Raw genomic sequence first — 23,990 nt, forward strand, 5'->3', positions numbered from 1 at the left:
GTTTGCGCATAGCAATCACCGTGACACAACAAGAATTCACGAGGTCCGCCAATGCGCCAGCCCGCATCCGAAACCGCCCTGAAATCCGAGCGCAGCCGCCTGCGCCGCGCCAACGAACGCGGGCTGTATGACCGCGAGACCGTGTATCAGGTGCTCGATGCCATGCCGCTGGCCCATATCGGCTATCAGATCAATGGCGCCACTTCCGTGCTGCCGACGCTGCAATGGCGTGAGGGGGATCATGTCTACTGGCACGGTTCCGCCGCCAGCAGGGCGATCCGCGCGATGGAGGGGGCTGAAGTCTGCCTCTCCGTTACCTGCATGGACGGCTACGTGCTGGCCCGTTCGGCGTTTCACCACTCGGTCAACTTCCGCTCCGCGATGCTATTTGGTGTGGCGGAGAAGGTCACCGATGAGGACGCCAAGGCTGCCAGCCTCAAGGCGATGGTGGACCGCATCTTCCCCGGCCGGTGGGAGGCCCTGCGTTCGATGACGAAGCAGGAGCTGAAGGCAACGGCCCTCATGCGGATGCCGATTGAGGAGGGCGCTGCCAAGATCCGCTCCGGCCCGCCCAAGGATGATGAAGAGGATTACGCCTTGCCGATCTGGGCCGGGGTGGTGCCGATGGCCATGGAGCTCAAGCCGCCGCAGCCGGATCCTGCCAATCTGGCAGAAGTGGCGATGCCGGATCACCTGAGCCGCATCCGCATCGGCTGAAACGAAAAGGCGCGCCGCCATGGCGCGCCTTTTTCTTTAACGTTCCGGCTTACTCGGTCCCGGTGCTCACCAGCGCGCCGTTTTCCCATGTGCCGTCCGCCTGCTGGCCGCTGGCGTATTTCATCGTGCCCGGCCCCTGGCGCTTGCCGTTGACAAAGCTGCCCTCGTAAACGTCGCCATTGGCATAGGTCGCCACACCCTCACCGTAGATCTTGCCCTCTTGCCACTGGCCCTCATAGGTGAAGCCGTCGGGCATAACGATCTTGCCCGTGCCGTGCCGCTGGCTGTTTGCGAACTGGCCGGTATAGACCGACCCGTCGGCGTAGGTGACCTTGGCCTCGCCGTGGCGCTGCCCGTCCTGCCAGCCGCCTTCGTAGCGGTAGCCGTCGGCATAAGTCATCACCCCCTGACCGTGGTTCTTGGCGTTCTTGAAGCCGCCGGTATAGGTGATGCCGCTGGGGTAGGTGGCAGTGCCTTCGCCCTCGATCACACCGGCAACCCAATCGCCCTCATAGGTGGAGCCGTCGGGATAGGTGATCTTGCCTTGGCCCTCTGCCAGGTCATCGCGGAAATCGCCCTCGTAGACCGAACCGTCGGGATAGATCGCCTTGCCCTTGCCTTCGATCTGCCCCTTCACCCATTCGCCGGTGTAGCTGTAGCCGTCCTTTTCGGTGAAAGTGCCGGTGCCGTGCCGCTGATCGTTCAGGAAGTCACCGGTGTAGACATCGCCATTGGCATAGGTCTGCGTGCCGGTGCCATGACGGCGGCCCTTTTGCAGCTCGCCTTCGTAGACGTCGCCGTTGGGCTGCTCCAAGCGGCCGGTGCCATGCATCTGGCTCGCCATCCACTCGCCTTCGTAGACCAGACCGTCCGAGGTCTCCAGCCGGCCTTGCCCCTGCAGCTGGCCATCGGCGACGCTGCCCTCATAGACGGTGCCCTCGGCATAGGTGATCTTGGCCTGGCCCTGCTGGCGCCCGTCGGCCCAATCGCCGTCATAGGTGTATCCGTCGGGCGATTGCATCACGCCTTTGCCGTGCCGCTTGCCATTGGCAAAGCTGCCCTGGTAGCGCACGCCGCTGGCATAGACCGACACGCCGTCGCCGTGGATCTGGCCGTCCTGCCATTCGCCCTCATAGGTACTGCCATCCGCGCGGGTCAGCTTGCCCAGCCCGTGCGGCTTGCCTTGCGCAAACTCGCCTTCGTAGACTGAGCCGTCCGGAAAGCGCGCCACACCCTGGCCGCGGACTTCTCCGTCGACCCACTCGCCGGTGTACTCATAGCCGTTGGGCAGCCTGTAGGTGCCGGTGCCGTGCTGCAGCCCGTTGCGGAAGGTGCCCTCGTAGACGCCGCCGATCTCATCCTGCGTGGTGATGATCTCCCCCTCCTGGGCCCAGGCCGGAGCGGCCAGTGCCAGGATCGTGGAAAACGCGAGTGCGGTGCCGAAACGGGTCATTCAAAACCTCTGCCTGCCCAGGAATTACGGTGCTGCTGCCATATTGGGTTGCTCGCCCGGAAACTAAGCTACCGCAGACTGGGCCGCAATGTCTTTTCCCTGTTCCCAAGCCCTTGCCCTTTCCCTTGGCGGTCAATCTGGTAAATGGCTGGAGGAGGATTTTTGCAAAGGGCCCAAGCAGCATGGCAGACCGTTTCCGCGTGACACTGGCGCAGCTGAACCCCACGGTGGGCGATCTGGCGGGCAACGCCGCCAAGGCCCGTGCCGCCTGGGAGGAGGGCCGCAAGGCCGGTGCCGATCTGGTGGCGCTGCCGGAAATGTTCATCACCGGCTACAACACCCAGGATCTGGTGATGAAGCCGGTTTTCCACCAGGCCGCCATTGCCGAGGTTGAAAAGCTGGCGGCGGATTGCGCCGATGGTCCGGCCCTGGCGATTGGCGGGCCGTGGGTCGAGGGCGGCCGGCTCTACAATGCCTATCTGATCCTGAAGGACGGCAAGATCGCGTCTCGCAGCCTCAAGCATCATCTGCCGAACGAGACCGTGTTTGACGAGGTCCGTATCTTCGAAGCCGGGCCCTTGGGCGGGCCCTATTCCGTAAACGGCACCCGCGTCGGATCTCCCATCTGCGAGGACGGTTGGCACGAGGACGTGGCCGAGACCCTGGCCGAGACTGGTGCCGAATTCCTGCTGATCCCGAACGGCTCGCCCTATTTCCGCAACAAGATGGAGGTGCGCTTCAACCACATGGTTGCGCGCGCGGTCGAGACCCATCTGCCGGTGATTTACCTCAACATGGTGGGCGGCCAGGACGACCAGGTCTTTGACGGCGGCTCCTTCGTCTTGAACCCGGGCGGCGCGCTGGCGCTTCAAATGCCGGTGTTCGACGAAGCCTATGCCCATCTGGACCTGGAGCGCACTGACGACGGCTGGCACGCGGTCGAAGGCGAAAAGGCGCATCTGCCCGACGAGTGGGAGCAGGACTACCGGGTAATGGTGGAGTCCTTGCGCGACTACATGGGCAAAACCGGTTTCAAAAAGGTGCTGCTGGGCCTCTCCGGCGGCGTGGACTCGGCAATCGTGGCGGCGATTGCGGTGGATGCGCTAGGGGCGGAGAACGTCCGCTGCGTGATGCTGCCGTCCGAATACACCAGCCAGGAGTCGCTCGACGATGCCGAGGCCGTGGCCAAGGCGCTGGGCGTTCACTACGATTATGTCCCAATCTCCGAGGGCCGCGCCGCGATCACCAATACGCTGGCACCGCTGTTTGCCGGCCGGGATACGGACATCACCGAGGAAAACATCCAGTCCCGTCTGCGCGGTCTGCTGCTGATGGCAATGTCCAACAAATTTGGTGAGATGCTCCTGACCACCGGCAACAAGTCCGAAGTGGCCGTGGGCTATGCCACCATCTATGGCGACATGAACGGCGGCTACAACCCCATCAAGGATCTGTACAAGACCCGGGTGTTCGAGACCTGCCGCTGGCGCAACGCCAACCACCGACCCTGGATGAAGGGCCCGGAGGGCGAGGTGATCCGCCCCAACGTGATCGACAAGCCGCCTACGGCTGAGCTGCGCGAGGATCAGAAGGACAGCGACAGCCTGCCGGACTACCCGGAGCTGGACGCGATCCTGGAAATCCTGGTCGATAAGGAGGGCTCAATCGCAGATTGCGTCGCGGCGGGTTTCGAACGGGATGTGGCCAAACGGGTCGAGCATCTGCTTTATATCAGCGAATACAAGCGCTTCCAATCCGCGCCCGGCGCCCGGCTGACACCGCGGGCCTTCTGGCTGGACCGCCGCTATCCGATTGTGAACCGCTGGCGCGACCCGTCCTGAGGCGTGCGTTAACCCATTGAAGGCGCGGATCTTTTCCGCGCTTTTCTGTATTCGGTCAAGCCAGTTCCGGTGGCGGTAACGCCCTGATATGCGGCGAAAAAAACACAATGGCGGAAAGCGGCGCAGGGCGCGTCGCCTGTACGCTGGACCGGCGATTCCGCAGCGGGCATAGAGGCCTCATGCCTGGACCGCGACTGCCTCATTTCCAATCCAATCTGGCCTTGCCCAAGGCCGTCGACGCCGTTGTGATCGGCGGCGGCATCATTGGCGCCGCCACCGCGCTGGAGCTGGCCGAACGCGGCCACTCGGTGCTGCTGTGCGAAAAGGGGCAGATCGCAGGCGAGCAGAGCTCGCGCAACTGGGGGTGGGTGCGCATTTCCTGCCGCGACCCGCGGGAAATCCCGCTGATGGCGGAATCGCTGCGGCTCTGGGAGGGATTGGCGGCACGCACCGGGCAGGAAACCGGGTTCACCCGTTCCGGCATTCTCTACACCGCGGAAACCGCCAAGCGCGAGGCGCAGCTGGAACGCTGGCTGCGCAACCTCGACGGCTGGGGGCAGGGTGCCCGGATGGTGCGCGGGCAGCAGCTGGAGCAGCTGATGCCCGGCCATCAGACCAAAACCTGCGGCGGGCTGCTGACACCGATGGATGGGCGGGCCGAGCCGCAGATGGCCACCCCCGCAATCGCCACCGCCGCCCAGGCCGCGGGGGCCAAGATCATGACTGAATGCGCCGTCCGCAGCGTCGAGACCTCGGCCGGGCGCATCAGCGGTGTGATGACGGAGCGCGGCCGCGTCGCCTGTTCGGCGGTGGTGGTGGCGGGCGGCGTCTGGTCGCGGCTGTTTCTGGGCAACGCGGGCATCAGCCTGCCGCAACTCAAGGTGCTGAACTCGGTCCTGCGCACCTCGCCGGTGCAGGGCGGGCCGGAGACCGCGGTGCGCACCGGCAACCTGGGCCTGCGCAAGCGGGCCGATGGCGGTTACACCGTCTCGGACGCGCTGGAGAATATGGTCGATATCGTGCCCGACAGCTTCCGCCTGGCCTGGAAGTTCCTGCCCAGCCTTCGGCACGAATGGCGCGCGCTGCAGTTCCGCCTGACCAGCCGCTGGCGCGAGGAAGCTGCCCAAGCCCGCCGCTGGCAGCCGCAGCAGACCACCCCGTTTGAGCTGTGCCGGGTGCTGGATCCGGCCCCGTCGCAGAAGGCGCTGAAAAGCGGCTGGGCGGCAGCGCAAAAGGCCTTCCCTGTGCTGCAGGGCGCCGATGTGGTGCAAAGCTGGGGCGGGCTGATCGACGTGACCCCGGACGCGATCCCGGTGATCTCGCAGGCCGACCAACTGCCGGGCCTGTTCATCGCCACCGGGTTTTCCGGCCACGGCTTTGGCATCGGCCCGGCCGCGGGCAAGCTGGCCGCCGACTTGGTGACTGGCGACAGACCCGTGGTCGACCCGCATGACTTCCGCCTGTCCCGCTTTACCGATGGCAGCAAATACGGCCCGCGAAGCGGCTATTGAGCAGCCGCCGTCAGCCCATCAGCTGATAGCTCACCGGCACGTACCGGAACCCCTCGCCGCGGGTCTCGACGAAACCCGCCGCCGGGAACGGCATGTGATAGCCGATCATCGGAATCTTGTCCGCCGCCAGCATCCCCAGCACCTCGCGGCGCGATGCAGTCGCCGCCGCCTTGTCCATGTCGAATTTCACCTCCCAATCGGGCCGGGCAAAGCTCCAGACATAGTGGTTGGCCAGATCCGCCGTCAGCACCAGCTGGCGGTTGCCGCTCTCCAGCATGTAGCACATATGCCCGGGCGTATGGCCAAAGCTGGCCATCGCGGTGATCCCCGGCGCCACGCTCGCGCCGTCATCGACAAAAGTGGTTTTCTCCGCCAGCGGCGTCATGTTCTTGGCCACCAGATCGCCCACCCGGTCGCCCGGGTCGCGTTTGGACCAGAAATTGTATTCCTCCGCCCCAGTCACATACCGGGCGTTCGGAAAGGTTGGCGTGCCATCCGCCATCAGCCCGCCGATATGGTCCGGATGCATATGGGTGATCACCACGACATTGATCTGGTCCGGCGTCACCCCGGCGGCGGCCAGCGCCTTGGCAATGCCGCCATTGCCCAGCCCGGTGTCAAACAGCACCAGCTCCCCGCCGGTATCAACGAGTGTGGGCGTGAAATAGAACTGAACGCTGTCGGCAGAGATGAAATTCTCCTCCGACACCTGGGCAAACTCTTCATCGCTTGCATTGCCGCCAAAGATGGCTTTCGGCCCCTCCCGCTGCGCCGAGGCATCCAGCAGCGTGGTGACAGGCATATCTGCCAGCTGGAAGGAATGGGCAACCGGCGCTTCGGCGCGGCCGCCATGTGCGCCGGCCAGCAGCGGCGTGGCAGCACCGGCCACGGGCAGGGCAGCGGCACCGGCCAGGGCCGCGCGGCGGGACAGGGAAACAGTCATGGCATAACCTCCTGTGGAGTTGGACTGGCCATACCCTAGCGCTCTGGCGGCAGAGGGCTGTAAACAATCCCGTGATGCGGGTTAGGGTACGGTCAGGAGGCCGCGTGATGAGCCAGAACAAGACCGTCCCAACCGGGGCAAGCGTCGAAGCGTTTCTTGCCGGTGTGGAACCAGCCCGCAAGGCAGCCGAGGCGCAGCAGCTGGATGCGCTGTTCCGCCGGGTGACCGGCTACGCGCCGCAGATGTGGGGGGCATCACTCGTTGGCTACGGCCGCTACCACTACCGCTATGCCTCGGGGCGCGAGGGCGACTTTCTCGCCACCGGCTTCTCGCCGCGAAAGGCCCGCCACTCGGTCTACATCATGCCGGGTTATCAGGACTACGGCGCCATCCTTTCCCGTCTTGGCAAGCACAAGCTTGGCAAGAGCTGCCTTTATGTAAACAAGCTCGCCGATATCGACCTGGAGGTCCTGGCCGAACTGATCCGCGCAGGCCTGAAGGATCTGAACGCACTCTGGCCGGTACAGCCTGAGTGACTGCCGGGCTTTCATCTTTCCCCAAATACTCGCGCCGCAGGCACGCGCCGTCAGGCGCGTTAACACTGCCGAAACTGGACAATCCGCCGCCCATGTGACAAGGGGCAAGGCAACAGGAGACTCGTGATGACCACCACCCGTTTTGCCCCGTCGCCGACCGGCTATATCCACGTTGGCAACCTGCGCACCGCGCTGATGAACTATCTGATCGCCCGCAAGGCCGGCGGCACCTTCATCCTGCGCATCGACGACACCGACCCGGAGCGGTCCAAGGAAGAATATGTCGATGCGATCAAGCAGGACCTGGAATGGCTGGGCCTGACCTGGGACAAGGTGGAGCGCCAGTCCGAGCGGCTCGACCGGTACGTCGCCGCCGCCGACAAGCTGCGCGAGATCGGCCGCTTCTACGAGGCCTTCGAAACTCCGACCGAACTGGACCTGAAGCGCAAGAAGCAGCTCAACATGGGCAAGCCGCCGGTCTATGACCGCGCCGCTCTGAACCTGTCCGAGGACGAGAAAGCCGCCCTGCGCGCTGAGCGCGGCGATGGCGTCTGGCGCTTCAAGCTGGACCATCAGCGGATCGAGTGGACCGACGGCATACTCGGCGATATCTCCATCGATGCGGCCTCGGTCTCCGACCCGGTGCTGATCCGCGGCGACGGCCAGTTCCTTTACACGCTTGCCTCGGTGGTCGACGACACCGAGATGGGCGTGACCCACGTGGTGCGCGGCTCTGACCATGTGACCAACACCGCCACCCAGATCCAGATCATCGAGGCGCTGGGCGGCTCCGTGCCCTCTTTTGCGCACCATTCGCTGCTGACCGGCCCGCAGGGCGAGGCGCTGTCCAAACGCCTTGGCACGCTTGCCTTGCGCGATCTGCGCGAAGCCGGCGTGCAGCCGATGGCGCTCCTCAGCCTGATGGCCCGCCTGGGCTCTTCCGATCCGGTGGAGCTGCGCAGCGAACTGGCGGAGCTGGTTGAGGGTTTCGACATCAACCGCTTCGGCGCTGCGCCGACCAAGTTCGATGTCGAGGATCTGTATCCGCTGACCGCCCGCTACCTGCAGTCGCTGCCGCTGGAGGCCGTGCAAGGCCATGTGGACGCGCTGGGCGTCCCGGCTGATAAGCAGGCGGCCTTCTGGGACATGGCCAAGGAAAACATCACCACGCTCAAGGACCTCGGCGGCTGGTGGGAGCTGTGCCGTGACGGCGCCGAGCCGCTGGTGGCTGATGAGGACAAGGATTTCATCGCCGAGGCGATGGCGCTGCTGCCCGAAGGCCCCTATGACAGCGAAAGCTGGGGCAAGTGGACCGCCGCGGTGAAGGAGGCCACCGGCCGCAAGGGCAAGGGGCTTTTCATGCCGCTCCGCAAGGCCGTGACCGGCATGGAACGCGGCCCCGACATGTCGGCGCTTCTGGCACTGATGGAAAAGGTCCGGGCGCGCGGCTGATCCGCTCCCCGGCAAGGCATTCCAGAAGGGCGGAGCCGCGGGTTCCGCCCTTTTTCGTCCCGCTTTGCTGAAAAACAGCAGAAGCGCTCCCGCCCGCCGGAGCTGCATCAAAGATGCAACCCCTGCCGTTGGGCCGGGCGCCGCGCAGACGCGCGGCGCAGCACCGCGCCCCGGCGCGGTGCCATGCCCAACTGAGCATGGTGCAGCTTGCCTGCGCCTGAACAGGCGGGAGGGCGCCGTTTGCAGGAGAGAAAGCCAGTGTAGCCTTAGCCGGCGCTGCCCTTGCCGAGGTCCTTGCGCATCTCCGCAGCTGCCTTGGCCATTTCCGGGTTGGGGTGGTTTTCCAGCTCCTGCAGCGACTTGTGCATCCAGCCCATCACCGAGGGCGAGTCGCTGCCGCAGCGGGCGATCGGCGGGAAAGCGCAGCGCAACAGGTGGCGCGCAGTGACTGGCGGCACTTTCACATTGGGAAACTGAGGCTCCCGGGTGCTGCTGGTTTCATCCGCCGGCATGTTCTCCCACAATAGCCGCCCCAGCCGGCCCATCACCTCCACGGCGGTACCCGGGTCGTTGATGCCCGGCGACAGCGCCCGCTGTGCCGTCTCCGCCAGCAGGGTGAGGCCGAAGGACGGGTCCTGATCGAAGCTGCGCACGTCGCCGATGTCGATCGCCTTGGAGGCTGCCTTGCAGAACGTGTTGTCTCCAGCCGTAGCCCAGGCCACCGGCTGGCCGCGCAGGATGTACTCACCCGGTGCCCGGGTCAGGGTGATCTCGGTGCCGGCCTCCTCCGCAAACTCATTCAGCTGGGCCATCCCGGCAAAGCGCACAAAACCGCTGCGGGCGGCCGGGATTTCCACCGCATCACCCGGAATGCCGCTGCTGTCAGAGCATTGGCCGCCTAGGCAGGGGGTGTTCAAGCGCGCGCGCATGCTGTCGCGGGTCCGGGCTTCGATCAGCCGCAGCGTGTGATCCATGCTGCCAAGCCCTGACAGGTGGTCAATCCAGCGCAGGATTGCGCCGACGATCAGGATCACGACGAAGATGGTGATGCCAAACACCACAAGGGCACCCTCGGGCGTGTAATACCAAGCCCGGAACAGGATCACCCCGCTGAGCGAATAGATGAAACCGCCCACAAATGTCGCCAGCACCCGGTGGGTCACGGTATCCTCCAGCAGCAGCCGGTAGACCCGCGGCGTCGCCATCGAGGCGGCGGTGCGGTAGGCGCTGACCATGACGTTGAGCGAAAAAGTGGTGACGGCCAGCATGCCGGAGGCGAGGATCGTCAGCACCGGCAGCACTGCCTCGCGCCCGAAATCCTCGCTGAGATTGTCGGGCAGCAGCGGCTTGGCCAGCGGCGCCAGCAGCAGCGCCAACAGTGAGAGAACAGAAATCAGAACCACCCTGAACCAGAGCTTGCGGGAAATCCGCCTGAGGTACAGGAGGCTCTGCTCAATCATGCGCCGAGCTTATCCTGCGTGCTCCGGTTCTGTCGATCAGATCGTCGAACAGGGCGCGCTCCGTGCGGCTCAGCCGCTGATGGCGCGGATAACGCGGCGCCGCCCGGTCGTCCAGGACGGGGGCGTCCCAGCCGTCGGTGGTCGCGATGAAGTCCTGCACGCCTTCCTGGCCGAACACCTGCAGATAGCCCTGCAGCACCACGTCCAGATAGCTCAGCAGAATCGGATGCTGCTCGGTGACGCCATTCTGCTTGTCCGCTGCCACCGCATAGACGGAAATCTCCGGCGCCCCGTCCAGCCCGTGCTGCACCTTGTCCGATGCGGGCAGCCGCTCATAGGCGAACTCGCGTTCGTCCAGCGCCGCCCAGTCGGCCCCGGGCACCTCGGCAATCAGCCCGCTGATCGTGCTGGCGTCACAAGGCACCGCCGACAGAAACGCCACCTCGCGCAGGTCCGTATGCACCCAGGCGCGCCGCCAGCCGCGCAGCCGGGCAGGCTGTGCGCCGCCATAGCCATGCGTTGCCGTGTTCACCAGGCTGCCGTAGCCAAAGAAGTATGGAGCCGTCATCCGCTGCACCTTTCTGCCGCAATTCCGGTTATTGATGTATGTCAAACCGCTTTTTGGCGCCGTGTGCAATAAGCGATGCACCATAGCTGCGGGAGCAACCCATGCGGATTACCAAAAGGACCAACATTGCGGTGCGGCTGCTGATGTATTGCGCCGCCCATGAAGACCGCTTGGTGACCAAGGCCGAGATCGCCGAATGCTGCAACATCTCGGAAAACCACCTGGCGCAGGTGATCAACCAGCTGAGCCAGCTTGGCTACCTGGCGACCCAGCGCGGCCGCAACGGCGGCATGAACCTGGGCAAGCCCGCGGCAGAGATCCGGATCGGCGACGTTTTCCGGGATGTCGAAGGCAACCTGCCGATGGTGGAGTGCTTTGCCGACGCGGACAACACCTGCCCGCTGTCCGATGCCTGCCGCCTCAAGGTGGCGCTGGCGGACGCAGCGCAGGCCTTCTATGCCTCGCTGGACGATATCTCGCTCGAATCCCTGGTCTGCGACAACCATGACCTGATGCGCCTGCTGCAGCCGGTTTCCTGCGGCGCCCGCTGAGGCCGCCGCAGTTTTGATCATTCGCGGGCCCGCAGGATGCGGGCCGGTTTTGCTGCCAGCGGCCGCAGGGCAAAGGCCAGCCCGGCCAGCAGCGTTGTCAGCACTCCGCCTGAAATGACCATCAGTGCATTCGGCCAGATCACCGCATAGCTGGTCTCGAACACATAGGCATTGATCGCCCAGGCCCCGGCAATGCCGGCAGCCAAGGCAACCATTCCTGCCGCCGCGCCCAAGAGGGCCGAGCGCAGGGCAAAGCTTGCCAGGATCTGCTTGCGCGGCGCGCCCAGCGTTTTCAGCAGCGCCGCCTCATACCGGCGCGCGGGCTCGCCGGCAGCCGCGGTTCCCAGCAGCACCAGGAAACCGGTCAGCAGCGTTGCCGCGGCGCCATAGGCGGTGGCGGCGGCCAGCTGGCGCAGGATGTCCGACACCCGGTCGATGGCATCGCGCATGCGGATGGCGGTGATATTCGGCATCTCCCGCGCCAGATCGCGCAGGATTGCAGCCTCGGCCTGCTCCTCGGCATAGACGGTGGCGATGAAGCTGTGCGGCGCGCCGGCCAGGGCCGACTCGTTCAGCACCATGACAAACCCCATCCCCGCAGTGGAGAAATCCACATTGCGGAAGCTGGTGATGGTGCCGGTGATATCGCGCCCCAGGATGTTGAGGGTCAGCGTATCGCCCAGGCTGAGCCCCATTTCCTCCGCTTCCTCGGCGGCAAAGCTGATCTGCGGCGCGCCGGTATAGTCCTCCGGCCACCACTTGCCGGCGGTGACCTCGGTGCTCTCCGGCTGGGCCGCCGCATAGGTAATGCCGCGGTCGCCGCGCACCACCCAGTGATCGCCTGCAACCTCGGTGGCGGGCTGGCCGTTGATGCGGGTCAGCACCCCGCGCAGCATCGGCGCGTTTTCCACCCGGGTCACGGCGGGATCGTTGTTCACCCGCTCCAGGAAAGCGGGCATCTGGCTGCGCTGGATGTCGACAAAGAAGTAACTCGGCGCCACATCCGGCAGGTTGCCGGCAATCGCCCGGCGCATGTTGCCGTCGATCTGGCCGATGGCCGCCAGCACGGTAAGGCCCAGCCCCAGCGCCAGCACCGCGGGCACGGCGCCGTCCCGTGCGCTGCCGATCGAGGACAGCGCCCAGCGGAGGGCAGGGCGCCCGCGCGACGCCGCGGTGCTGCGGCGGGCCAGCAAACCGATACCAAGTGCTGCAACCAGCAGCACCAGCAGCGCGCCCATCAGCCCGCCCGCGGTCCACAGCGTCAGCTGCGCCGAGCCGCTGAACCAGGCTGCCAGCCCCACCAGCGCCGCCAGCGCCAGCGCGGTCGCCAGCAAATAGCGCGGCGCGGGCAGCCGGGTGCGGCTGGCAAAGGCATCGCGGAACAGCGAGGCCGCGCGGATGCGTTCGGCCCGCGCCAGCGGCCAGAGGGCAAAGATGAAGGCGGTCAGCACGCCATAGATCGCGGCCTCCGCCAGGGCGGACGGGTAGAGGGAGAACACCGCCGGAAAAGGCAGCTGCGCCGCAATCAGCGGCCCCAGCAGCAGCGGCCCCAGCCCGCCCAGCACCAAGCCGATGCCAACCCCGATCAGCGTCAGCGCGCCGATCTGCAGAAAGTAGGTGAGGAAAATCGTCTGCCGCTCCGCCCCCAACGTGCGCAGGGTGGCAATGGTGGCGGTCTTGGTCGCCAGATAGGCACGCACCGCGGCAGAGACGCCAACACCGCCCACCGCCAGGCCGGACAGGCCCACCAGCACGAGGAACCCGCCCAGCCGCTCGACAAAGGTGGTGATCCCCGGCGCGCCGTTCCGGGCATCCCGCCAGCGCATGCCGGTGGTCTCGAACAGCCCCTCGGCCTCTGCCTGCAGCGAGTTCAGATCACTGCCCGCAGGCAGCTCCATCCGGTATTTGGTGTCAAACAGCGTACCCGGTTCCAGCAGGCCGGACCCGGCCAGATCCTCAGTCCTGACCATGGTGCGCGGCCCCAGCTCAAAACCGGAGGCCGCGGCATCAGGTTCCAGAGCGATCATCGCTGTCAGTGTGAAGTCCTGGGTGCCCAGCCGGAAGCTGTCGCCCGGCTGCAAGCCCAGACGGTCGGCCAGCACCCGGTCCATCACCGCACCGGGCAAGCCCTCCGCGCCCGCCAGTGCCCTTTCCAGCGGCATGTCAGGGGCCAGCTTCATTTCCCCCTTCAAGGGGTAGAGACCGTCCACAGCCTTCACCTGCGTCAGCCCGCGTTCCTCGCCCACCGTGGCCATCGAGCGGAATTCGGCAATCCCGGAATAGCGGGCCGCGGTCCGCTCCACCCAGGCAAGCTCATCCTCATTGGCAAACCGGTAGGTGAAATTCAGCTCCGCATCGCCGCCCAGGATCGTGGCGCCCTCGCGCTCCAGCCCGGTTTCGATGGAGGCGCGGATCGAGCCAATGGCGGCGATCACCCCAACCCCCAGCGCCAGGCACGCCAGGAAAATGCGGAAGCCCTTCAGGCCGCCGCGCAGCTCCCGCAGGGCAAAGCGCCAGGCAAGGCGGAGGGCAGCGGCATTCATTCCGCCGCCTCGCGCGCCGCGTCCCCGTCGATGCGGCCGTCGCGCAGCCGGACTACCCGGTCGCAGCGTGCTGCCAGTTCCGGCGCATGGGTGACCATGACCAGCGTCGCGCCATAGCGGTCGCGCAAGCCAAACAGCAGGTCCATCACCGCTTCGCCATTGGCCTCATCCAGGTTGCCGGTCGGCTCATCCGCCAGCAGGATCGCAGGCCGCGGCGCCAGGGCGCGGGCCAGCGCTACCCGCTGCTGCTCGCCGCCCGACATCTGCGCCGGGAAGTGGCCGGCCCGGTGGCCAAGGCCCACGGCCTCCAATTCTGCCTGGGCGCGGTCAAAGGCATCCTTGACGCCCGCCAGCTCCAACGGCGTCGCCACATTCTCCAGCGCGGTCATGGTGGGGATCAGGTGAAAGCTCTGGAACACCACCCCCATGTTGTTGCGCCGGAACCGCGCCAGCGCGTCCTCATCCATCGCGGTCAGATCCGCGCCCAAGGCAGCCACCTTGCCGCCGGTCGCCTGCTCCAGCCCGCCCATCAGCATCAGCAGCGACGACTTGCCGGATCCGGACGGCCCCACCAGCCCCAAGGTCTCGCCCTGCCGCACGTCCAGCGAGATTGCGTGCAAAATCTCCACCGGGCCGGTATTGCTATTGAGGGTCAAAGACGCATCTAAGAGATGAAGAACGGGGCTGCTTTTCTCGGTCATCGGGCCTGCCTGTTGGATCCACCTTTCGGATATGGAGTGTTTGCGGCGATGCGCAAGATACTGGCACTGTTGAGTTTGCTGCTTTTTACGGGTGCTGCCTGGGCCGCACCGCTGCGGATCACCGCGCTGGGGGACAGCCTGGTGCAGGGCTACGGGCTGCCGCAGGGCCAGGGGCTGGTGCCGCAGCTGGAGCGCTGGCTGAACGAAAACGGCGCCGAAGTTGTCCTGCAAAACGCCGGTGTCTCCGGTGACACCACTGCAGGCGGGGCCGAGCGCGCCGAGTGGACGCTGTCGGACAATCCTGACGGGCTGATCGTGCTTCTGGGCGGCAATGACCTGCTGCGCGGGCTGGATCCGGAGGAGGCGCGCGCCAACCTGACCCGCATCCTGGAGGCGGCAGAAGCCAAGGGCATCGAAACCTTGCTGGTCGGCATGAAGGCGCCGGGAAACTACGGGCCCGAGTACAAGGAGGCATTTGACGCGATCTATCCGGAGCTGGCGTCGCAGTTCGGCGCAGTGCTGCATCCGGATGCCTTTGCGGGCATGGCTGCGGAAGCGGGCGGAGACCCGGCGGCAGCGCAAGCTTTCATGCAGGATGACGGTATCCACCCCAACGCCCGCGGCGTTGCGCTGAATGCTGCGGCCATCGGGCCGGCGGCCCTGCAGCTGATCGAGGCGATCGGCAAGTGAAAACAGCCCCGTCAGTCAGGGCTGTTTGAAACTCTCAAAGCAGATCGGAAGATCCGGATCAGGAGACCAGCGCGATATCCACAGCGGATTCACGGCCGTCGCGGCCTGCGCGCAGCTCGTAGGTCACTTTCTGATTGTCCGCCAGGCCGGTCAGCCCGGAACGTTCAACCGCGGAAATGTGGACAAAAATGTCCTTGCCGCCATCATCGGGTGCAATAAAGCCATAGCCTTTGGTGGTGTTGAACCATTTGACGGTGCCTGTGGCCATCGTCGTGTACTCCTAAGTCGTCTTCAGTTCTCTGCCCGCGTCATGCGGCAGTCCGGCAAGGTTTGCAGATGATCATGACCGCGCCAGGTGAGGTACAGTGATGGCATTCGCGTAACATCGCCGTGACAGAATTGGGGGCGAATCCCCTTTGGTGCAAGAAAAATGAGGTGTGACGCAGGGTTTCGCGGCAATATCCCGCAGGCCGGCGCCTAAAGCACCGTCACAACCGTGCCGAGCGGCACCCGTTCGTACAGGTCCACTACATGCTCGTTCAGCATTCGGATACAGCCGTTTGACACCGAATGGCCGATGGTCTGCGGCTGGTTGGTGCCGTGGATCCGGAAATAGGTGTCGACGCCGTTCTGGAACAGGTACAGCGCCCGGGCGCCCAGCGGATTGTCCGGCCCGCCCGGCTGGATGTATTCGTTGTCGATGAATTTGGCATAGGCCTTGGGGTCGCGCTCGATCATCTCGTCGGTGGGGCGCCAGGTGGGCCAGACCTTCTTGCGTTCGATCACCGCCTGGCCGGTGAACTCCAGCCCGGCCTTGCCGACGCCGACGCCATAGCGGATCGCCTTGCGCTTGTCGGTCACCAAATAGAGATAATAGGACCGCGGCAGCACCAGGATCTGGCCCGGGGCAAAACCCTTTTTGATCCGGACTTCCTGTGGTGCAGGGTCAAAAACCACCGGGTCCTTTTTCCGGGCCAGGGCAGGCAGCGGCAGCAAAGAGGCCGCGGCAGCCGCAGTGCCCGTGCTCAGAATCTTCCGGCGTGAAAACATGGCCATACCCCCGAACGTCTGGTGCATCTCATTTCATCTTCCGGCGGGAACCGCGTCCGGTCAACGGGTTTCCCGCGCAGGCCGCACAAGTGTTGCAGAGACGGGTTACGGCTTTGTGAATGCGGCTGCCGGCGGCCTTGCACAGCGGCTTGGGCTGACTATACGGGGGAAGGACTGCTTGAGGAGCCGATCCCATGGGAGCTAAAACCCTGACCTGCCTGTCCTGTGCCCAGCTGAACCGGGTGCCGGAGGACAAGCTGGGCCGCGGCCCGAAATGCGCAACCTGCGGCGCGGCGCTGCTGCCGGGCAAGCCGGTGGATGTGGATCCCGCGGTCCTGCAGAAAGCCGTCCAGAACGATGATCTGCCGCTGGTGGCGGACTTCTGGGCGCCCTGGTGCGGACCCTGCCGGTCCATGGCGCCGGAGTTTGCCAAGGCGGCCAGGACGCTGGGCGTCCAGGCACGGCTGGTCAAGCTCGATACCCAGGCCCACCCGTCCACAGGCGCCCGCTACCGGATCCGCGGCATTCCCACCCTGGTGGCCTTTGAGCGCGGCAAGGAAAAGAAGCGCCAGGCAGGCGCCATGCGGCAGGGGCAGATTGTGGGCTGGGTCCGCAGCTGAGGCGCGGTGCGCCTGCTTCCCGGTAGGGCCGTAAACGGTCAGAACAGGCGCTGTACCAGCCCGCGCGGTTTATGCGGCGTGCGGCTGGTCTTTGCGCTGTACTCACTGCCGCCGCTTTCCCGGCGGCTGCTGCGCCAATACAGAGCGGCGACCACGGTCACCGCAAGGAGTGCGGCGGCAAAGGGGTAAAGCAGGGCTGCGAGCCAAACGGGCCAGCCGCCAAGGAAGATAGCTGCGAGCATCAGGCCCAAGCCTGCGATCGCACCTATGACTGATCCTACCCATGCCATGCTTTGTCCCCAATGCGTCTTGGTCCCCCGATTAGAGTAGAAATCCAAGCTTCAGGAAACAACTGTGCAAAAGGCTAGGGCAGATGCCTTATAGGTGGAGATTTACGCGTTCAGCTATGCCTTTGGTGGTAAAACTGCGGTTCTGGCGCCTTTTGCCGCCACGCAGTTTCAGGCCGCGGCTGTCTTTGACCTCCGGGACTCCGCCCGGGTGTCAGCCATGGCGGCAGTGCCCCGCCAGGCCAGCGTGACGACCGCCAGAATTGCCACCGCGGTGCCGGCCGCCGGATACATCAGCAGGCTGAGCCAGACCGGCAGCCCCAGCGCTGCATACCCAAGCACCGCGGCGCACAGCCCTGCAATCATTCCAAGGAAAATGCCTGCCCAAGCCATCACGCCTCCTGTTCTGCTGCGCCGGCCGGATCCTCCTGACCCGGTTGCAACCGGTTGCCTCCGGAACATCCTGCAGGGGAATGTGTTCAAAATGCGTAAACATTGCGAAAAGCTTTTGCCGCGCCAGCGCCGGAGACCGGGCCATTTTCGCGGCCATACGCCCCGCGGCGCTGGCAGCGGCCTATTTCGAGGTCAGCGCCTGGCCGTCCTTGGCCTTGGGCATCTTGCCCTTGCCCTGCTGCAGCACATGGGCCAGTTCATGCGCCAGAAACGCCGTGTCCTTGGCAAAGGCGGGCTTCATCACAAAGATGTCGTTGCCCACGGTGAAGGCGCGGGCCTTCAGCTCCTTGCAGACGTCCTTGGCATTGCCGCCGCTGTGCACCCGCACCTTGCCCAGATTGCCGCCGAAATGCGCCTCCAGCCCCTTGCGAAGGTCTCCGGGCAGCTTCTTTTCCGTGGTGCCCTCCGGTGCGGTCTTGAGCTTCTTGCGCTTGGCCTTTTTGCCCTTGGTCGCCTCAACCTCTGCCTTCACCTCTTCCGGTTTCAAAGCCATGCGGGATCCTTTCCAACGCTTTAATCAACCAAGGGCGCGCCGGGCGCCTGAGGTGAGGGTAGCGCAGGTTGGCGGAAAGGCGAAATGGGGAAGGGCGGCTAGCTTTTGCCCCATTGGGGGCGTGTCACGAAGTGGCACGGCCCGCGCCAGACCTTCCCGTCATGCCGGAGGCATGCTTTCAGCATGGCGAAGGCGCATTCGCGCCCTCCCAAGGTCAGGCTCGGGCCTTGTGTTGCGCAGCGTAGTTCGCCAGCAAGGTCGTTCTCGAAACAGGCTAGCGAATTATTCCAGCGGCAGGTACAGGCCGTCAATTCAATCAGCTATGCAGAATTCTTCCGGATGGCTTTCAATATATTTTACCATTTGAAGTGCCAGGCTGTGCACAATGGTTTCAGCTTCCAGGCGTTGCCCCGCTGCGGAGCGGAGCATTGTGTCTTTCATTTCGGTGCTGGCGCGTCTCATTGCTGAACGAAAGGCACTATTGCGCGCGTCCCCCGGGACCGTATCAAGGTGCCTCAGAATAGGGGCAATATCCTTAGCCACGCGCTCCACATCGTCAGCTAGTTCTTTTTGGTTGAGCTTCCTTAAGCAGGAGACAACGTCAGCTGACATGTAACCTGCATTCCCCATGAATTGCAGGAATCCTCCGTTCAAGATCTGGGCGCGGAAGTACTCCAAGCAGAAAAAGATCATTTGCCCTTCGGTCATCAGCCCCTTGGAAACCAGTTCCCTAAGCGTGTCCAGTTTGAAGGCTTCCAGTGCGGCCCAGACTTCTTCTGAGGCAGATTCCCCGAGAAGCCTGTCGTAGTAATCTTCGATCCTCAGGTCGAGGTCAGTTTCGGGAGACAGAAAATCTGCCTCCCGGATTGTTGGCTTCGGCAGGGTCAATTGGTTTCCTGCCAAAAGCCGTTTCAGCCAGTTCACCGCGCAAACTTCTTGTGCTTCAGGCGCTTGGGCTCCAGCGCGTCGGGACCCAGACGGCGCTTCTTGTCCTCTTCGTAGTCTTCGAAGTTGCCCTCGAACCACTCCACATGCGCATCGCCCTCAAAGGCCAGGATGTGGGTACAGATCCGGTCGAGGAAGAAACGGTCGTGCGAGATCACCACGGCGCAGCCGGCGAAATCGACCAGCGCGTCTTCCAATGCCCGCAGGGTTTCCACGTCCAAATCGTTGGTCGGTTCGTCGAGCAGCAGCACGTTGCCGCCCTCTTTCAGCAGCCGCGCCATGTGCACCCGGTTGCGCTCACCACCTGAGAGCAGCGACAGTTTCTTCTGCTGGTCGCCGCCCTTGAAGTTGAAGGAGGAGCAATAGGCGCGGGAATTGACCTGCGCGTCGCCCAGCTCGATGATCTCGGCGCCGCCGGAGATTGCTTCCCACACGGTGTCGTTGTCGTTCAGATCGTCGCGCGACTGGTCGACATAGGACAGCTTCACGGTGTCGCCGTACTCAACAGAGCCCTCGTCGGGCTGCTCCTGGCCGGTCAGCATCTTGAACAGGGTCGATTTACCGGCGCCGTTGGGGCCGATCACGCCGACAATGCCGCCCGGCGGCAGCGAGAAGTTCAGGCCTTCGATCAGCTGCTTGTCGCCATAGTGCTTGGCGAGGCCGTTGACCTCGATCACCTTGGAACCAAGGCGCGGGCCGCTGGGGATGACGATCTGGGCGCGGCCGACCTTCTCGCGTTCGGACTGCGACGCCATCTCGTTATAGGCGGCAATACGCGCCTTGGACTTGGCCTGGCGGGCTTTCTGGCCCTGGCGCATCCACTCCAGCTCGCGCTCCAGCGTCTTCTGCTTGGCCTTGTCCTCGCGGGCTTCCTGCTCCAGCCGCTTGGCCTTCTGCTCCAGCCAGGCGGAATAATTGCCCTCGTAGGGAATGCCGCGGCCGCGGTCGAGTTCCAGGATCCAGCCGGTGATGTCATCCAGGAAGTAGCGGTCGTGGGTGACACACAGGATGGTGCCCTTGTAGTCGATCAGGTGCTGCTGCAGCCAGGCGATGGTCTCGGCGTCGAGGTGGTTGGTCGGTTCGTCGAGCAGCAGCATGTCGGGCGCTTCCAGCAGCAGCTTGCACAGCGCCACGCGGCGGCGCTCACCACCCGAGAGGTTGGCGGGCATCGCATCGTCCGGCGGGCAGCGCAGCGCCTCCATCGACACGTCCACCTGGCTGTCCAGGTCCCACAGGTTCTGGGCGTCGATCTCGTCCTGCAGCTTGGCCATCTCCTCGGCGGTCTCGTCCGAGTAGTTCATCGCCAGCTCGTTGTAGCGGTCCAGGATGTCCTTCTTGGCCTGCACGCCCAGCATGACGTTTTCGCGCACGGTCAGGTTTTCGTCCAGCTGCGGTTCCTGCGGCAGGTAGCCGACCTTGGCGCCTTCTGCAGCCCAGGCCTCGCCGGTGAAATCCTTGTCGAGGCCGGCCATGATCTTCATCAGGGTGGACTTACCGGCGCCGTTGACGCCGACCACACCGATCTTCACACCGGGCAGGAAGGAGAGGTGGATATTTTCAAAACATTTCTTGCCACCCGGGTAGGTCTTGGAGACACCCTGCATGTGGTAGACGTACTGGTAGGAGGCCATCTGATTGCTCCGTTAAGGGGGAAATTTGCTGGCTGGTGTGATAGCCGAAGGGCGCAGGCGGGGCAATGAGGGATGCAGTGCTTCGCGGAGCGTGTCCGGACCGCAGAAAGGGGGGGGGCGCAGCCCGCCCTTGCCCGACTCACCCCTTCGGGCGCAGACTGAAAGGCACCAGAAACACGAGGGCGCCCCGGATTGCCGTTTGCCGCGCCCAGACCTGAAGATGCCGCCGGAAAACGGGCCGCACCGGCCTTATGGCGGCGCAGACCTGAGCCAGAGCGGCCGGGGGGCCTTCACAGCACAGGAGGACCCCACGATGATCGCCTCACGCCTGAAACATCATCTCGAGGCACAGGGCCTGCCGTTCGGCACCGTCCGCCACCCCTATACCGCAACTGCGGCAGAATGCGCGGAATCGGCGCATGTGCCGGGGGATCACCTGGCCAAGTCAGTGCTCATCCACATGGAAGAAGGCCCGGTTCTGGCCGTGGTGCCGTCCAACCAGACGGTTGACCTGCACGCGCTGCAAACGATGATGGACCGCCGCCTCGGTCTGGCGCCGGAACATGAACTGAACCAGGTCTTTGACGACTGCGACCCGGGCGCGGCGCCTTGCGTTGGCGCGGCTTATCATGTGCCCACCGTGATCGACGACAGCCTGACCGGGCTCGACAAGGTCTGGTTCGAGGCCGGCGACCACAAGACGCTGATCGAAATGAAGGGTGACGATTTCGACACCCTGATGAAGGACGCCAAGCACGGCTCCTTCTGCACGGTCCACTGACGCGCGCGTCAGCGGCCCGTACTTCTGAGCAATCGGCCAGCTGCCCCGATCACCGGGGCGGCGCCTGCCGGTGCGTCAGAAATCGAACAGATCTTCCAGGAAGTTCTTCTTGCTCTTTTTCTTGTACGGCTTGCTGTAGCGCGGGTCGTGATGGCCGCCGCGGTCCTCATGGCGCTGCGGCGGCGGTGCGGCCTGCGCGGGCTGGACGGAGCGCTCGATGATCTTGTCCAATTCGCCCCGGTCCAGCCAGACGCCCCGGCACTGCGGGCAATAATCGATCTCCACCCCGGCGCGGTCGGCCATGACCAGAGTGGTTCCGTCAATCGGGCACTGCATCTGCTTCTCCTTGCTCAACTCCTGCACTTCACGTGGGCAGTGCAGCTGCGCTGCGCAAGACAAAGCCAGCGCAAAAAACACGGATTTTGCGGGTTTCCGCCCATTTCAGGAAAGCTGACGCGTGGTAAGCTGCCTTCAAATCAAGGAGGCAAAGATGAGCAGCAAAACCATTCAGGCGGGGCTCCTGACCCTGATCCTTGCGGCGGCCCCGGCCTATGCCAGGGGCGGTGAAGGCGGCGGCGGCGGCGGTGATAGCGGCGGCGGCCAGAGCAGCGGGCTGAGCTCGCGGGCCACGCGGGCGGTTGTCACCACGTTGACCCGCGGCTTCGACCGCTGCAGCGAGCTGCCGCAAGTCTACAAATTCGACTGTTTCCGCCACACCTACAAGCTGGCCGCGCAGAAGCTGGACAGCAACCAGGCCTATGCGGAAGCAGCCAAGGCGCTGGTGCTGGTTGAGGAAACCCTGACGCAGGCCGTGAAACAGAACCTCGACCCGGCGCAAAAACCTGTGCGCAAGGGGCTGAATTTCTACCGGGCGGTGAAGCCTGCCGCGGTGCCGCAGATCAAGCGGCAGACGGAACGGGCGATGCAGCAGGCCGAAACGATCCTGCTGCGGTCGCCTGCGAACAAACAGGTTCATTACGCCCGCATTGCCGAAGCGGTGAACTCCAACAAGGTGCTGCTGCGCTCCGCGATGCTGCCCGGCGCCGCGATCCGGCTGGCCTGGCAGTTCCTGAAAAAGGCGGTTCCGGCCTGATCCCCGGGTCCCGCCTCAGCGCACCACGTGCACCGCGCAGGACGCGTGGCGCACGACATGGCCCGACGTCGACCCCCACAGCAGGTCCTGCATCGACGGACGGTGCGAGGCGAGGATGATCAGATCAGGCTTGTTCTGCTCCGCCCAGTCCAGGATGGTGCGGCCGGAATGGCCCTCCACCAGCACACCTTCGGCATTGGGCAGGGTCTGCGCCAGCCCGTCCAGTTCCGCCTGCAGTGCCTTGCGGGTGTCATCCAGGAAATCCGCCGGGATATAGGAGATCGCATAGGCCGGAACCTGTTCGATCACATGCAGCAGCGTGACCTTGGCCCCCGGTGCTGACAGCAGCCGCGCCACTTTCAGCGGTCCGGTCACATCCCGTTCCGGATCAAAGGAAATCGGCACCAGAACATTATGATACATAGGTTGCCTCCATTGTTTGAAACCTGCTCCAGAGTAGCCGCGCCCGCGGCTGCCTGCCTTGACCCGGGTCAAGGCGGGCACTGACCTGCGCAATGGGGCCGGGGGTCAGGAGCCAAAGACCTCCGCCACGTCGTACATCACCGGCTCAAAGCTGCGGCACAGCTCATTGATCTTTCGGTTGCGCTCGCGCATTTCCGGGCTGCGCAGCATCGCCATGAAATCCTCGCGGCGGCGCCATTGCGAATAATTGGCGATGCGGGTCTGGGCGTCATTCACATGCAAGCCGGCCGAAATGAAGCCGGGCTGTTTGGAGATGAACTCGGAATAGGCGTCCTCCAGCGCCTCCAGCAGGTCCTGGCAGGTCCCTGGCGTCATCTCGAAGGTGGTGATAACGGTCTGGATATCAGCGGTTTTTGCTATTTTTGGCATTGGCTCCTCCGTTCACTCCCCCCAGCCTACGCCTGTTCGCGCTGAAAGCGCACGCGTTTTTTGGTGTATGCACTTATATGGATCTTTCACACCAGTTAACACAACTTTAACCATAAGTCGAAACCGTTTGCGCACGCCAACCTGAGGCCTTGGGATGAAACCTGCCTTTGCCGCTGCTCTTGCCCTGGCGCTGGCCCAGCCGGCGGCTGGCGGGGCGTGGCTGGAACACCCCGGGCAGGGCTTTGCATCGGCCAGCGCCACCTACCGGCACACTGGCAGCACCACAGAGCACGAACTGGGCTATTACGGCGCTTACGGGATAAGCCCCAAGCTCACCCTCGGTGTCGATCTGAGCCAGACCGCGGATGTGTCCGGCCACGCGCTGGTCTTTGCGCGGCTGCCGCTGCGCAAGGGCGACCGCTACCGGCTTGCTGTTGAGGCTGGGGCAGGCGGCAATCATGTCCGCGGTCTCTGGCAGCTGATGCAGAAAACCACCCTATCCTACGGGCGCAGTATCAAAACCGGCCGCGGCAGCGGCTGGCTGGCGATTGACGCCGCTTATGAACTGCGCAACAGCGGCCAGGAAGCGATCTGGAAGCTGGACACCACAATCGGCCTGAACCGCCCCGGCAAGGCGGCGCCGATGCTGCAGGCCGAGGCCTCCAAGCCGGACGGCGGCCAGTTTTCCTATACGGTTACACCTGCGCTGCGCTACCCGCTGAAGCATCGGCGGGAGCTGTTGATCGGGCTGGAATACCGCCAGGCGGGCCAGCGCAGCCTTGGCCTGAAACTGGGCCTGTGGCAGAAGTTCTGAACCCT

27 protein-coding genes are annotated in these 23,990 nt (G+C 64.6%); 11 read left to right on the forward strand and 16 right to left on the reverse strand.

Annotated features, from left to right (window positions below; genetic code table 11):
• The first annotated feature begins 51 nt into the window (after nucleotides 1-51).
• Complete coding sequence (locus ACFMBG_RS08335) at nucleotides 52-717, forward strand: pyridoxamine 5'-phosphate oxidase family protein (RefSeq protein ID WP_421054247.1); 666 nt, start codon at nucleotides 52-54, stop codon at nucleotides 715-717.
• A 49-nt stretch (nucleotides 718-766) separates the two neighbouring features.
• Here ACFMBG_RS08335 and ACFMBG_RS08340 read toward each other — a convergent pair whose 3' ends face one another.
• Entirely contained in the window at nucleotides 767-2,170 is a 1,404-nt protein-coding gene (locus tag ACFMBG_RS08340; RefSeq protein WP_421054248.1) for an MORN repeat-containing protein, read from the reverse strand.
• A gap of 182 nt (nucleotides 2,171-2,352) precedes the next feature.
• Between ACFMBG_RS08340 and ACFMBG_RS08345 the strand changes: the two genes are divergently transcribed.
• On the forward strand, nucleotides 2,353-4,011 hold the full coding sequence (locus ACFMBG_RS08345) for an NAD+ synthase (RefSeq protein ID WP_421054249.1): 1,659 nt from the start codon (nucleotides 2,353-2,355) through the stop codon (nucleotides 4,009-4,011).
• Between the two features lie 179 nt (nucleotides 4,012-4,190).
• Nucleotides 4,191-5,522, forward strand: coding sequence for an NAD(P)/FAD-dependent oxidoreductase (locus ACFMBG_RS08350; RefSeq protein WP_421054250.1), 1,332 nt, complete (start codon nucleotides 4,191-4,193; stop codon nucleotides 5,520-5,522).
• Nucleotides 5,523-5,532: 10 nt separating this feature from the next.
• Here the strand turns inward: ACFMBG_RS08350 and ACFMBG_RS08355 are convergent, their stop codons facing one another.
• The gene (locus tag ACFMBG_RS08355; RefSeq protein ID WP_421054251.1) at nucleotides 5,533-6,465 is read right to left on the reverse strand and encodes an MBL fold metallo-hydrolase; all 933 of its coding nucleotides are present in this window, start codon (nucleotides 6,463-6,465) and stop codon (nucleotides 5,533-5,535) included.
• A 107-nt stretch (nucleotides 6,466-6,572) separates the two neighbouring features.
• On the opposite strand from ACFMBG_RS08355, the gene ACFMBG_RS08360 reads away from it, so the two are divergent.
• Together ACFMBG_RS08360 and gltX are read left to right on the forward strand one after the other, a co-directional pair.
• A complete protein-coding gene (locus tag ACFMBG_RS08360) occupies nucleotides 6,573-7,001 on the forward strand; it encodes a DUF1801 domain-containing protein (protein WP_421054252.1) in 429 nt (142 codons plus the stop codon).
• Nucleotides 7,002-7,127: 126 nt separating this feature from the next.
• Nucleotides 7,128-8,453, forward strand: a complete 1,326-nt coding sequence (gene gltX / locus ACFMBG_RS08365; RefSeq protein WP_421054253.1) for a glutamate--tRNA ligase — start codon at nucleotides 7,128-7,130, stop codon at nucleotides 8,451-8,453.
• Nucleotides 8,454-8,719: 266 nt separating this feature from the next.
• Here gltX and ACFMBG_RS08370 read toward each other — a convergent pair whose 3' ends face one another.
• Both ACFMBG_RS08370 and ACFMBG_RS08375 read right to left on the reverse strand, forming a co-directional pair.
• Complete coding sequence (locus ACFMBG_RS08370) at nucleotides 8,720-9,913, reverse strand: DUF2254 domain-containing protein (protein WP_421054254.1); 1,194 nt, start codon at nucleotides 9,911-9,913, stop codon at nucleotides 8,720-8,722.
• Nucleotides 9,906-10,481: a gamma-glutamylcyclotransferase family protein gene (locus tag ACFMBG_RS08375; protein ID WP_421054255.1), complete on the reverse strand. Its 576-nt coding sequence runs from the start codon at nucleotides 10,479-10,481 to the stop codon at nucleotides 9,906-9,908. Before ACFMBG_RS08375 ends, ACFMBG_RS08370 begins: the two co-directional genes overlap by 8 nt.
• Before the next feature lie 101 nt (nucleotides 10,482-10,582).
• Between ACFMBG_RS08375 and ACFMBG_RS08380 the strand changes: the two genes are divergently transcribed.
• Entirely contained in the window at nucleotides 10,583-11,032 is a 450-nt protein-coding gene (locus ACFMBG_RS08380) for an RrF2 family transcriptional regulator (RefSeq protein ID WP_174147302.1), read from the forward strand.
• A 17-nt stretch (nucleotides 11,033-11,049) separates the two neighbouring features.
• Here the strand turns inward: ACFMBG_RS08380 and ACFMBG_RS08385 are convergent, their stop codons facing one another.
• Together ACFMBG_RS08385 and ACFMBG_RS08390 are read right to left on the reverse strand one after the other, a co-directional pair.
• A complete protein-coding gene (locus ACFMBG_RS08385) occupies nucleotides 11,050-13,575 on the reverse strand; it encodes an ABC transporter permease (RefSeq protein ID WP_421054256.1) in 2,526 nt (841 codons plus the stop codon).
• Nucleotides 13,572-14,276 (reverse strand): ABC transporter ATP-binding protein, encoded by a 705-nt coding sequence (locus ACFMBG_RS08390; protein ID WP_421054257.1) that lies wholly within the window; start codon nucleotides 14,274-14,276, stop codon nucleotides 13,572-13,574. Before ACFMBG_RS08390 ends, ACFMBG_RS08385 begins: the two co-directional genes overlap by 4 nt.
• Before the next feature lie 48 nt (nucleotides 14,277-14,324).
• Here ACFMBG_RS08390 and ACFMBG_RS08395 point away from each other — a divergent pair, with 48 nt between their 5' ends.
• Nucleotides 14,325-14,966, forward strand: a complete 642-nt coding sequence (locus ACFMBG_RS08395; RefSeq protein WP_421054258.1) for an arylesterase — start codon at nucleotides 14,325-14,327, stop codon at nucleotides 14,964-14,966.
• A 58-nt stretch (nucleotides 14,967-15,024) separates the two neighbouring features.
• On the opposite strand, the gene ACFMBG_RS08400 is transcribed toward ACFMBG_RS08395, so the two are convergent.
• Nucleotides 15,025-15,234 (reverse strand): cold-shock protein, encoded by a 210-nt coding sequence (locus tag ACFMBG_RS08400; RefSeq protein ID WP_264212472.1) that lies wholly within the window; start codon nucleotides 15,232-15,234, stop codon nucleotides 15,025-15,027.
• Nucleotides 15,235-15,443: 209 nt separating this feature from the next.
• Nucleotides 15,444-16,016 carry a L,D-transpeptidase gene (locus ACFMBG_RS08405; RefSeq protein ID WP_421054259.1) on the reverse strand — a complete coding sequence of 191 codons (573 nt, stop codon included), beginning with the start codon at nucleotides 16,014-16,016 and terminating at the stop codon, nucleotides 15,444-15,446.
• Nucleotides 16,017-16,210: 194 nt separating this feature from the next.
• On the opposite strand from ACFMBG_RS08405, the gene trxC reads away from it, so the two are divergent.
• Nucleotides 16,211-16,636, forward strand: a complete 426-nt coding sequence (gene trxC, locus ACFMBG_RS08410) for a thioredoxin TrxC (protein WP_421054260.1) — start codon at nucleotides 16,211-16,213, stop codon at nucleotides 16,634-16,636.
• 38 nt (nucleotides 16,637-16,674) lie between these two features.
• Here the strand turns inward: trxC and ACFMBG_RS08415 are convergent, their stop codons facing one another.
• The 5 genes from ACFMBG_RS08415 to ettA form a co-directional block, all read right to left on the reverse strand.
• Nucleotides 16,675-16,878, reverse strand: a complete 204-nt coding sequence (locus tag ACFMBG_RS08415) for a hypothetical protein (protein WP_421054261.1) — start codon at nucleotides 16,876-16,878, stop codon at nucleotides 16,675-16,677.
• Nucleotides 16,879-17,094: 216 nt separating this feature from the next.
• Nucleotides 17,095-17,316, reverse strand: coding sequence for a hypothetical protein (locus ACFMBG_RS08420; RefSeq protein WP_421054262.1), 222 nt, complete (start codon nucleotides 17,314-17,316; stop codon nucleotides 17,095-17,097).
• A gap of 181 nt (nucleotides 17,317-17,497) precedes the next feature.
• A complete protein-coding gene (locus ACFMBG_RS08425) occupies nucleotides 17,498-17,869 on the reverse strand; it encodes an eCIS core domain-containing protein (protein WP_421054263.1) in 372 nt (123 codons plus the stop codon).
• A 312-nt stretch (nucleotides 17,870-18,181) separates the two neighbouring features.
• Entirely contained in the window at nucleotides 18,182-18,793 is a 612-nt protein-coding gene (locus ACFMBG_RS08430; RefSeq protein WP_421054264.1) for a DMP19 family protein, read from the reverse strand.
• The gene (gene ettA, locus ACFMBG_RS08435; protein ID WP_421054265.1) at nucleotides 18,790-20,445 is read right to left on the reverse strand and encodes an energy-dependent translational throttle protein EttA; all 1,656 of its coding nucleotides are present in this window, start codon (nucleotides 20,443-20,445) and stop codon (nucleotides 18,790-18,792) included. The genes ACFMBG_RS08430 and ettA overlap by 4 nt, the downstream gene beginning before the upstream one ends.
• Before the next feature lie 313 nt (nucleotides 20,446-20,758).
• On the opposite strand from ettA, the gene ACFMBG_RS08440 reads away from it, so the two are divergent.
• Nucleotides 20,759-21,226: an aminoacyl-tRNA deacylase gene (locus ACFMBG_RS08440; RefSeq protein ID WP_421054266.1), complete on the forward strand. Its 468-nt coding sequence runs from the start codon at nucleotides 20,759-20,761 to the stop codon at nucleotides 21,224-21,226.
• Nucleotides 21,227-21,301: 75 nt separating this feature from the next.
• Here the strand turns inward: ACFMBG_RS08440 and ACFMBG_RS08445 are convergent, their stop codons facing one another.
• Complete coding sequence (locus tag ACFMBG_RS08445; RefSeq protein ID WP_421054267.1) at nucleotides 21,302-21,562, reverse strand: TFIIB-type zinc ribbon-containing protein; 261 nt, start codon at nucleotides 21,560-21,562, stop codon at nucleotides 21,302-21,304.
• Nucleotides 21,563-21,716: 154 nt separating this feature from the next.
• Here ACFMBG_RS08445 and ACFMBG_RS08450 point away from each other — a divergent pair, with 154 nt between their 5' ends.
• Nucleotides 21,717-22,319 carry a hypothetical protein gene (locus tag ACFMBG_RS08450; protein ID WP_421054268.1) on the forward strand — a complete coding sequence of 201 codons (603 nt, stop codon included), beginning with the start codon at nucleotides 21,717-21,719 and terminating at the stop codon, nucleotides 22,317-22,319.
• A 15-nt stretch (nucleotides 22,320-22,334) separates the two neighbouring features.
• Here the strand turns inward: ACFMBG_RS08450 and ACFMBG_RS08455 are convergent, their stop codons facing one another.
• Nucleotides 22,335-22,742, reverse strand: coding sequence for a universal stress protein (locus ACFMBG_RS08455; RefSeq protein WP_421054269.1), 408 nt, complete (start codon nucleotides 22,740-22,742; stop codon nucleotides 22,335-22,337).
• A gap of 105 nt (nucleotides 22,743-22,847) precedes the next feature.
• Nucleotides 22,848-23,171, reverse strand: coding sequence for an antibiotic biosynthesis monooxygenase family protein (locus tag ACFMBG_RS08460; RefSeq protein WP_421054270.1), 324 nt, complete (start codon nucleotides 23,169-23,171; stop codon nucleotides 22,848-22,850).
• Between the two features lie 154 nt (nucleotides 23,172-23,325).
• Here ACFMBG_RS08460 and ACFMBG_RS08465 point away from each other — a divergent pair, with 154 nt between their 5' ends.
• Nucleotides 23,326-23,985, forward strand: coding sequence for a hypothetical protein (locus ACFMBG_RS08465; protein ID WP_421054271.1), 660 nt, complete (start codon nucleotides 23,326-23,328; stop codon nucleotides 23,983-23,985).
• Nucleotides 23,986-23,990 lie beyond the last annotated feature (5 nt).

This window comes from Leisingera coralii (assembly GCF_049056525.1).
GTDB classification, from domain to species: domain Bacteria; phylum Pseudomonadota; class Alphaproteobacteria; order Rhodobacterales; family Rhodobacteraceae; genus Leisingera; species Leisingera coralii.

Coding starts and splice junctions, on each gene's coding strand:
- ACFMBG_RS08335 (WP_421054247.1), top strand. CDS start 52: ATGCGCCAGCCCGCATCCGAAACCGCCCTGAAATCCGAGCGCAGCCGC.
- ACFMBG_RS08340 (WP_421054248.1), bottom strand. CDS start 2,170: ATGACCCGTTTCGGCACCGCACTCGCGTTTTCCACGATCCTGGCACTG.
- ACFMBG_RS08345 (WP_421054249.1), top strand. CDS start 2,353: ATGGCAGACCGTTTCCGCGTGACACTGGCGCAGCTGAACCCCACGGTG.
- ACFMBG_RS08350 (WP_421054250.1), top strand. CDS start 4,191: ATGCCTGGACCGCGACTGCCTCATTTCCAATCCAATCTGGCCTTGCCC.
- ACFMBG_RS08355 (WP_421054251.1), bottom strand. CDS start 6,465: ATGACTGTTTCCCTGTCCCGCCGCGCGGCCCTGGCCGGTGCCGCTGCC.
- ACFMBG_RS08360 (WP_421054252.1), top strand. CDS start 6,573: ATGAGCCAGAACAAGACCGTCCCAACCGGGGCAAGCGTCGAAGCGTTT.
- gltX (WP_421054253.1), top strand. CDS start 7,128: ATGACCACCACCCGTTTTGCCCCGTCGCCGACCGGCTATATCCACGTT.
- ACFMBG_RS08370 (WP_421054254.1), bottom strand. CDS start 9,913: ATGATTGAGCAGAGCCTCCTGTACCTCAGGCGGATTTCCCGCAAGCTC.
- ACFMBG_RS08375 (WP_421054255.1), bottom strand. CDS start 10,481: ATGACGGCTCCATACTTCTTTGGCTACGGCAGCCTGGTGAACACGGCA.
- ACFMBG_RS08380 (WP_174147302.1), top strand. CDS start 10,583: ATGCGGATTACCAAAAGGACCAACATTGCGGTGCGGCTGCTGATGTAT.
- ACFMBG_RS08385 (WP_421054256.1), bottom strand. CDS start 13,575: ATGAATGCCGCTGCCCTCCGCCTTGCCTGGCGCTTTGCCCTGCGGGAG.
- ACFMBG_RS08390 (WP_421054257.1), bottom strand. CDS start 14,276: ATGACCGAGAAAAGCAGCCCCGTTCTTCATCTCTTAGATGCGTCTTTG.
- ACFMBG_RS08395 (WP_421054258.1), top strand. CDS start 14,325: ATGCGCAAGATACTGGCACTGTTGAGTTTGCTGCTTTTTACGGGTGCT.
- ACFMBG_RS08400 (WP_264212472.1), bottom strand. CDS start 15,234: ATGGCCACAGGCACCGTCAAATGGTTCAACACCACCAAAGGCTATGGC.
- ACFMBG_RS08405 (WP_421054259.1), bottom strand. CDS start 16,016: ATGTTTTCACGCCGGAAGATTCTGAGCACGGGCACTGCGGCTGCCGCG.
- trxC (WP_421054260.1), top strand. CDS start 16,211: ATGGGAGCTAAAACCCTGACCTGCCTGTCCTGTGCCCAGCTGAACCGG.
- ACFMBG_RS08415 (WP_421054261.1), bottom strand. CDS start 16,878: ATGCTCGCAGCTATCTTCCTTGGCGGCTGGCCCGTTTGGCTCGCAGCC.
- ACFMBG_RS08420 (WP_421054262.1), bottom strand. CDS start 17,316: ATGGCTTGGGCAGGCATTTTCCTTGGAATGATTGCAGGGCTGTGCGCC.
- ACFMBG_RS08425 (WP_421054263.1), bottom strand. CDS start 17,869: ATGGCTTTGAAACCGGAAGAGGTGAAGGCAGAGGTTGAGGCGACCAAG.
- ettA (WP_421054265.1), bottom strand. CDS start 20,445: ATGGCCTCCTACCAGTACGTCTACCACATGCAGGGTGTCTCCAAGACC.
- ACFMBG_RS08440 (WP_421054266.1), top strand. CDS start 20,759: ATGATCGCCTCACGCCTGAAACATCATCTCGAGGCACAGGGCCTGCCG.
- ACFMBG_RS08445 (WP_421054267.1), bottom strand. CDS start 21,562: ATGCAGTGCCCGATTGACGGAACCACTCTGGTCATGGCCGACCGCGCC.
- ACFMBG_RS08450 (WP_421054268.1), top strand. CDS start 21,717: ATGAGCAGCAAAACCATTCAGGCGGGGCTCCTGACCCTGATCCTTGCG.
- ACFMBG_RS08455 (WP_421054269.1), bottom strand. CDS start 22,742: ATGTATCATAATGTTCTGGTGCCGATTTCCTTTGATCCGGAACGGGAT.
- ACFMBG_RS08460 (WP_421054270.1), bottom strand. CDS start 23,171: ATGCCAAAAATAGCAAAAACCGCTGATATCCAGACCGTTATCACCACC.
- ACFMBG_RS08465 (WP_421054271.1), top strand. CDS start 23,326: ATGAAACCTGCCTTTGCCGCTGCTCTTGCCCTGGCGCTGGCCCAGCCG.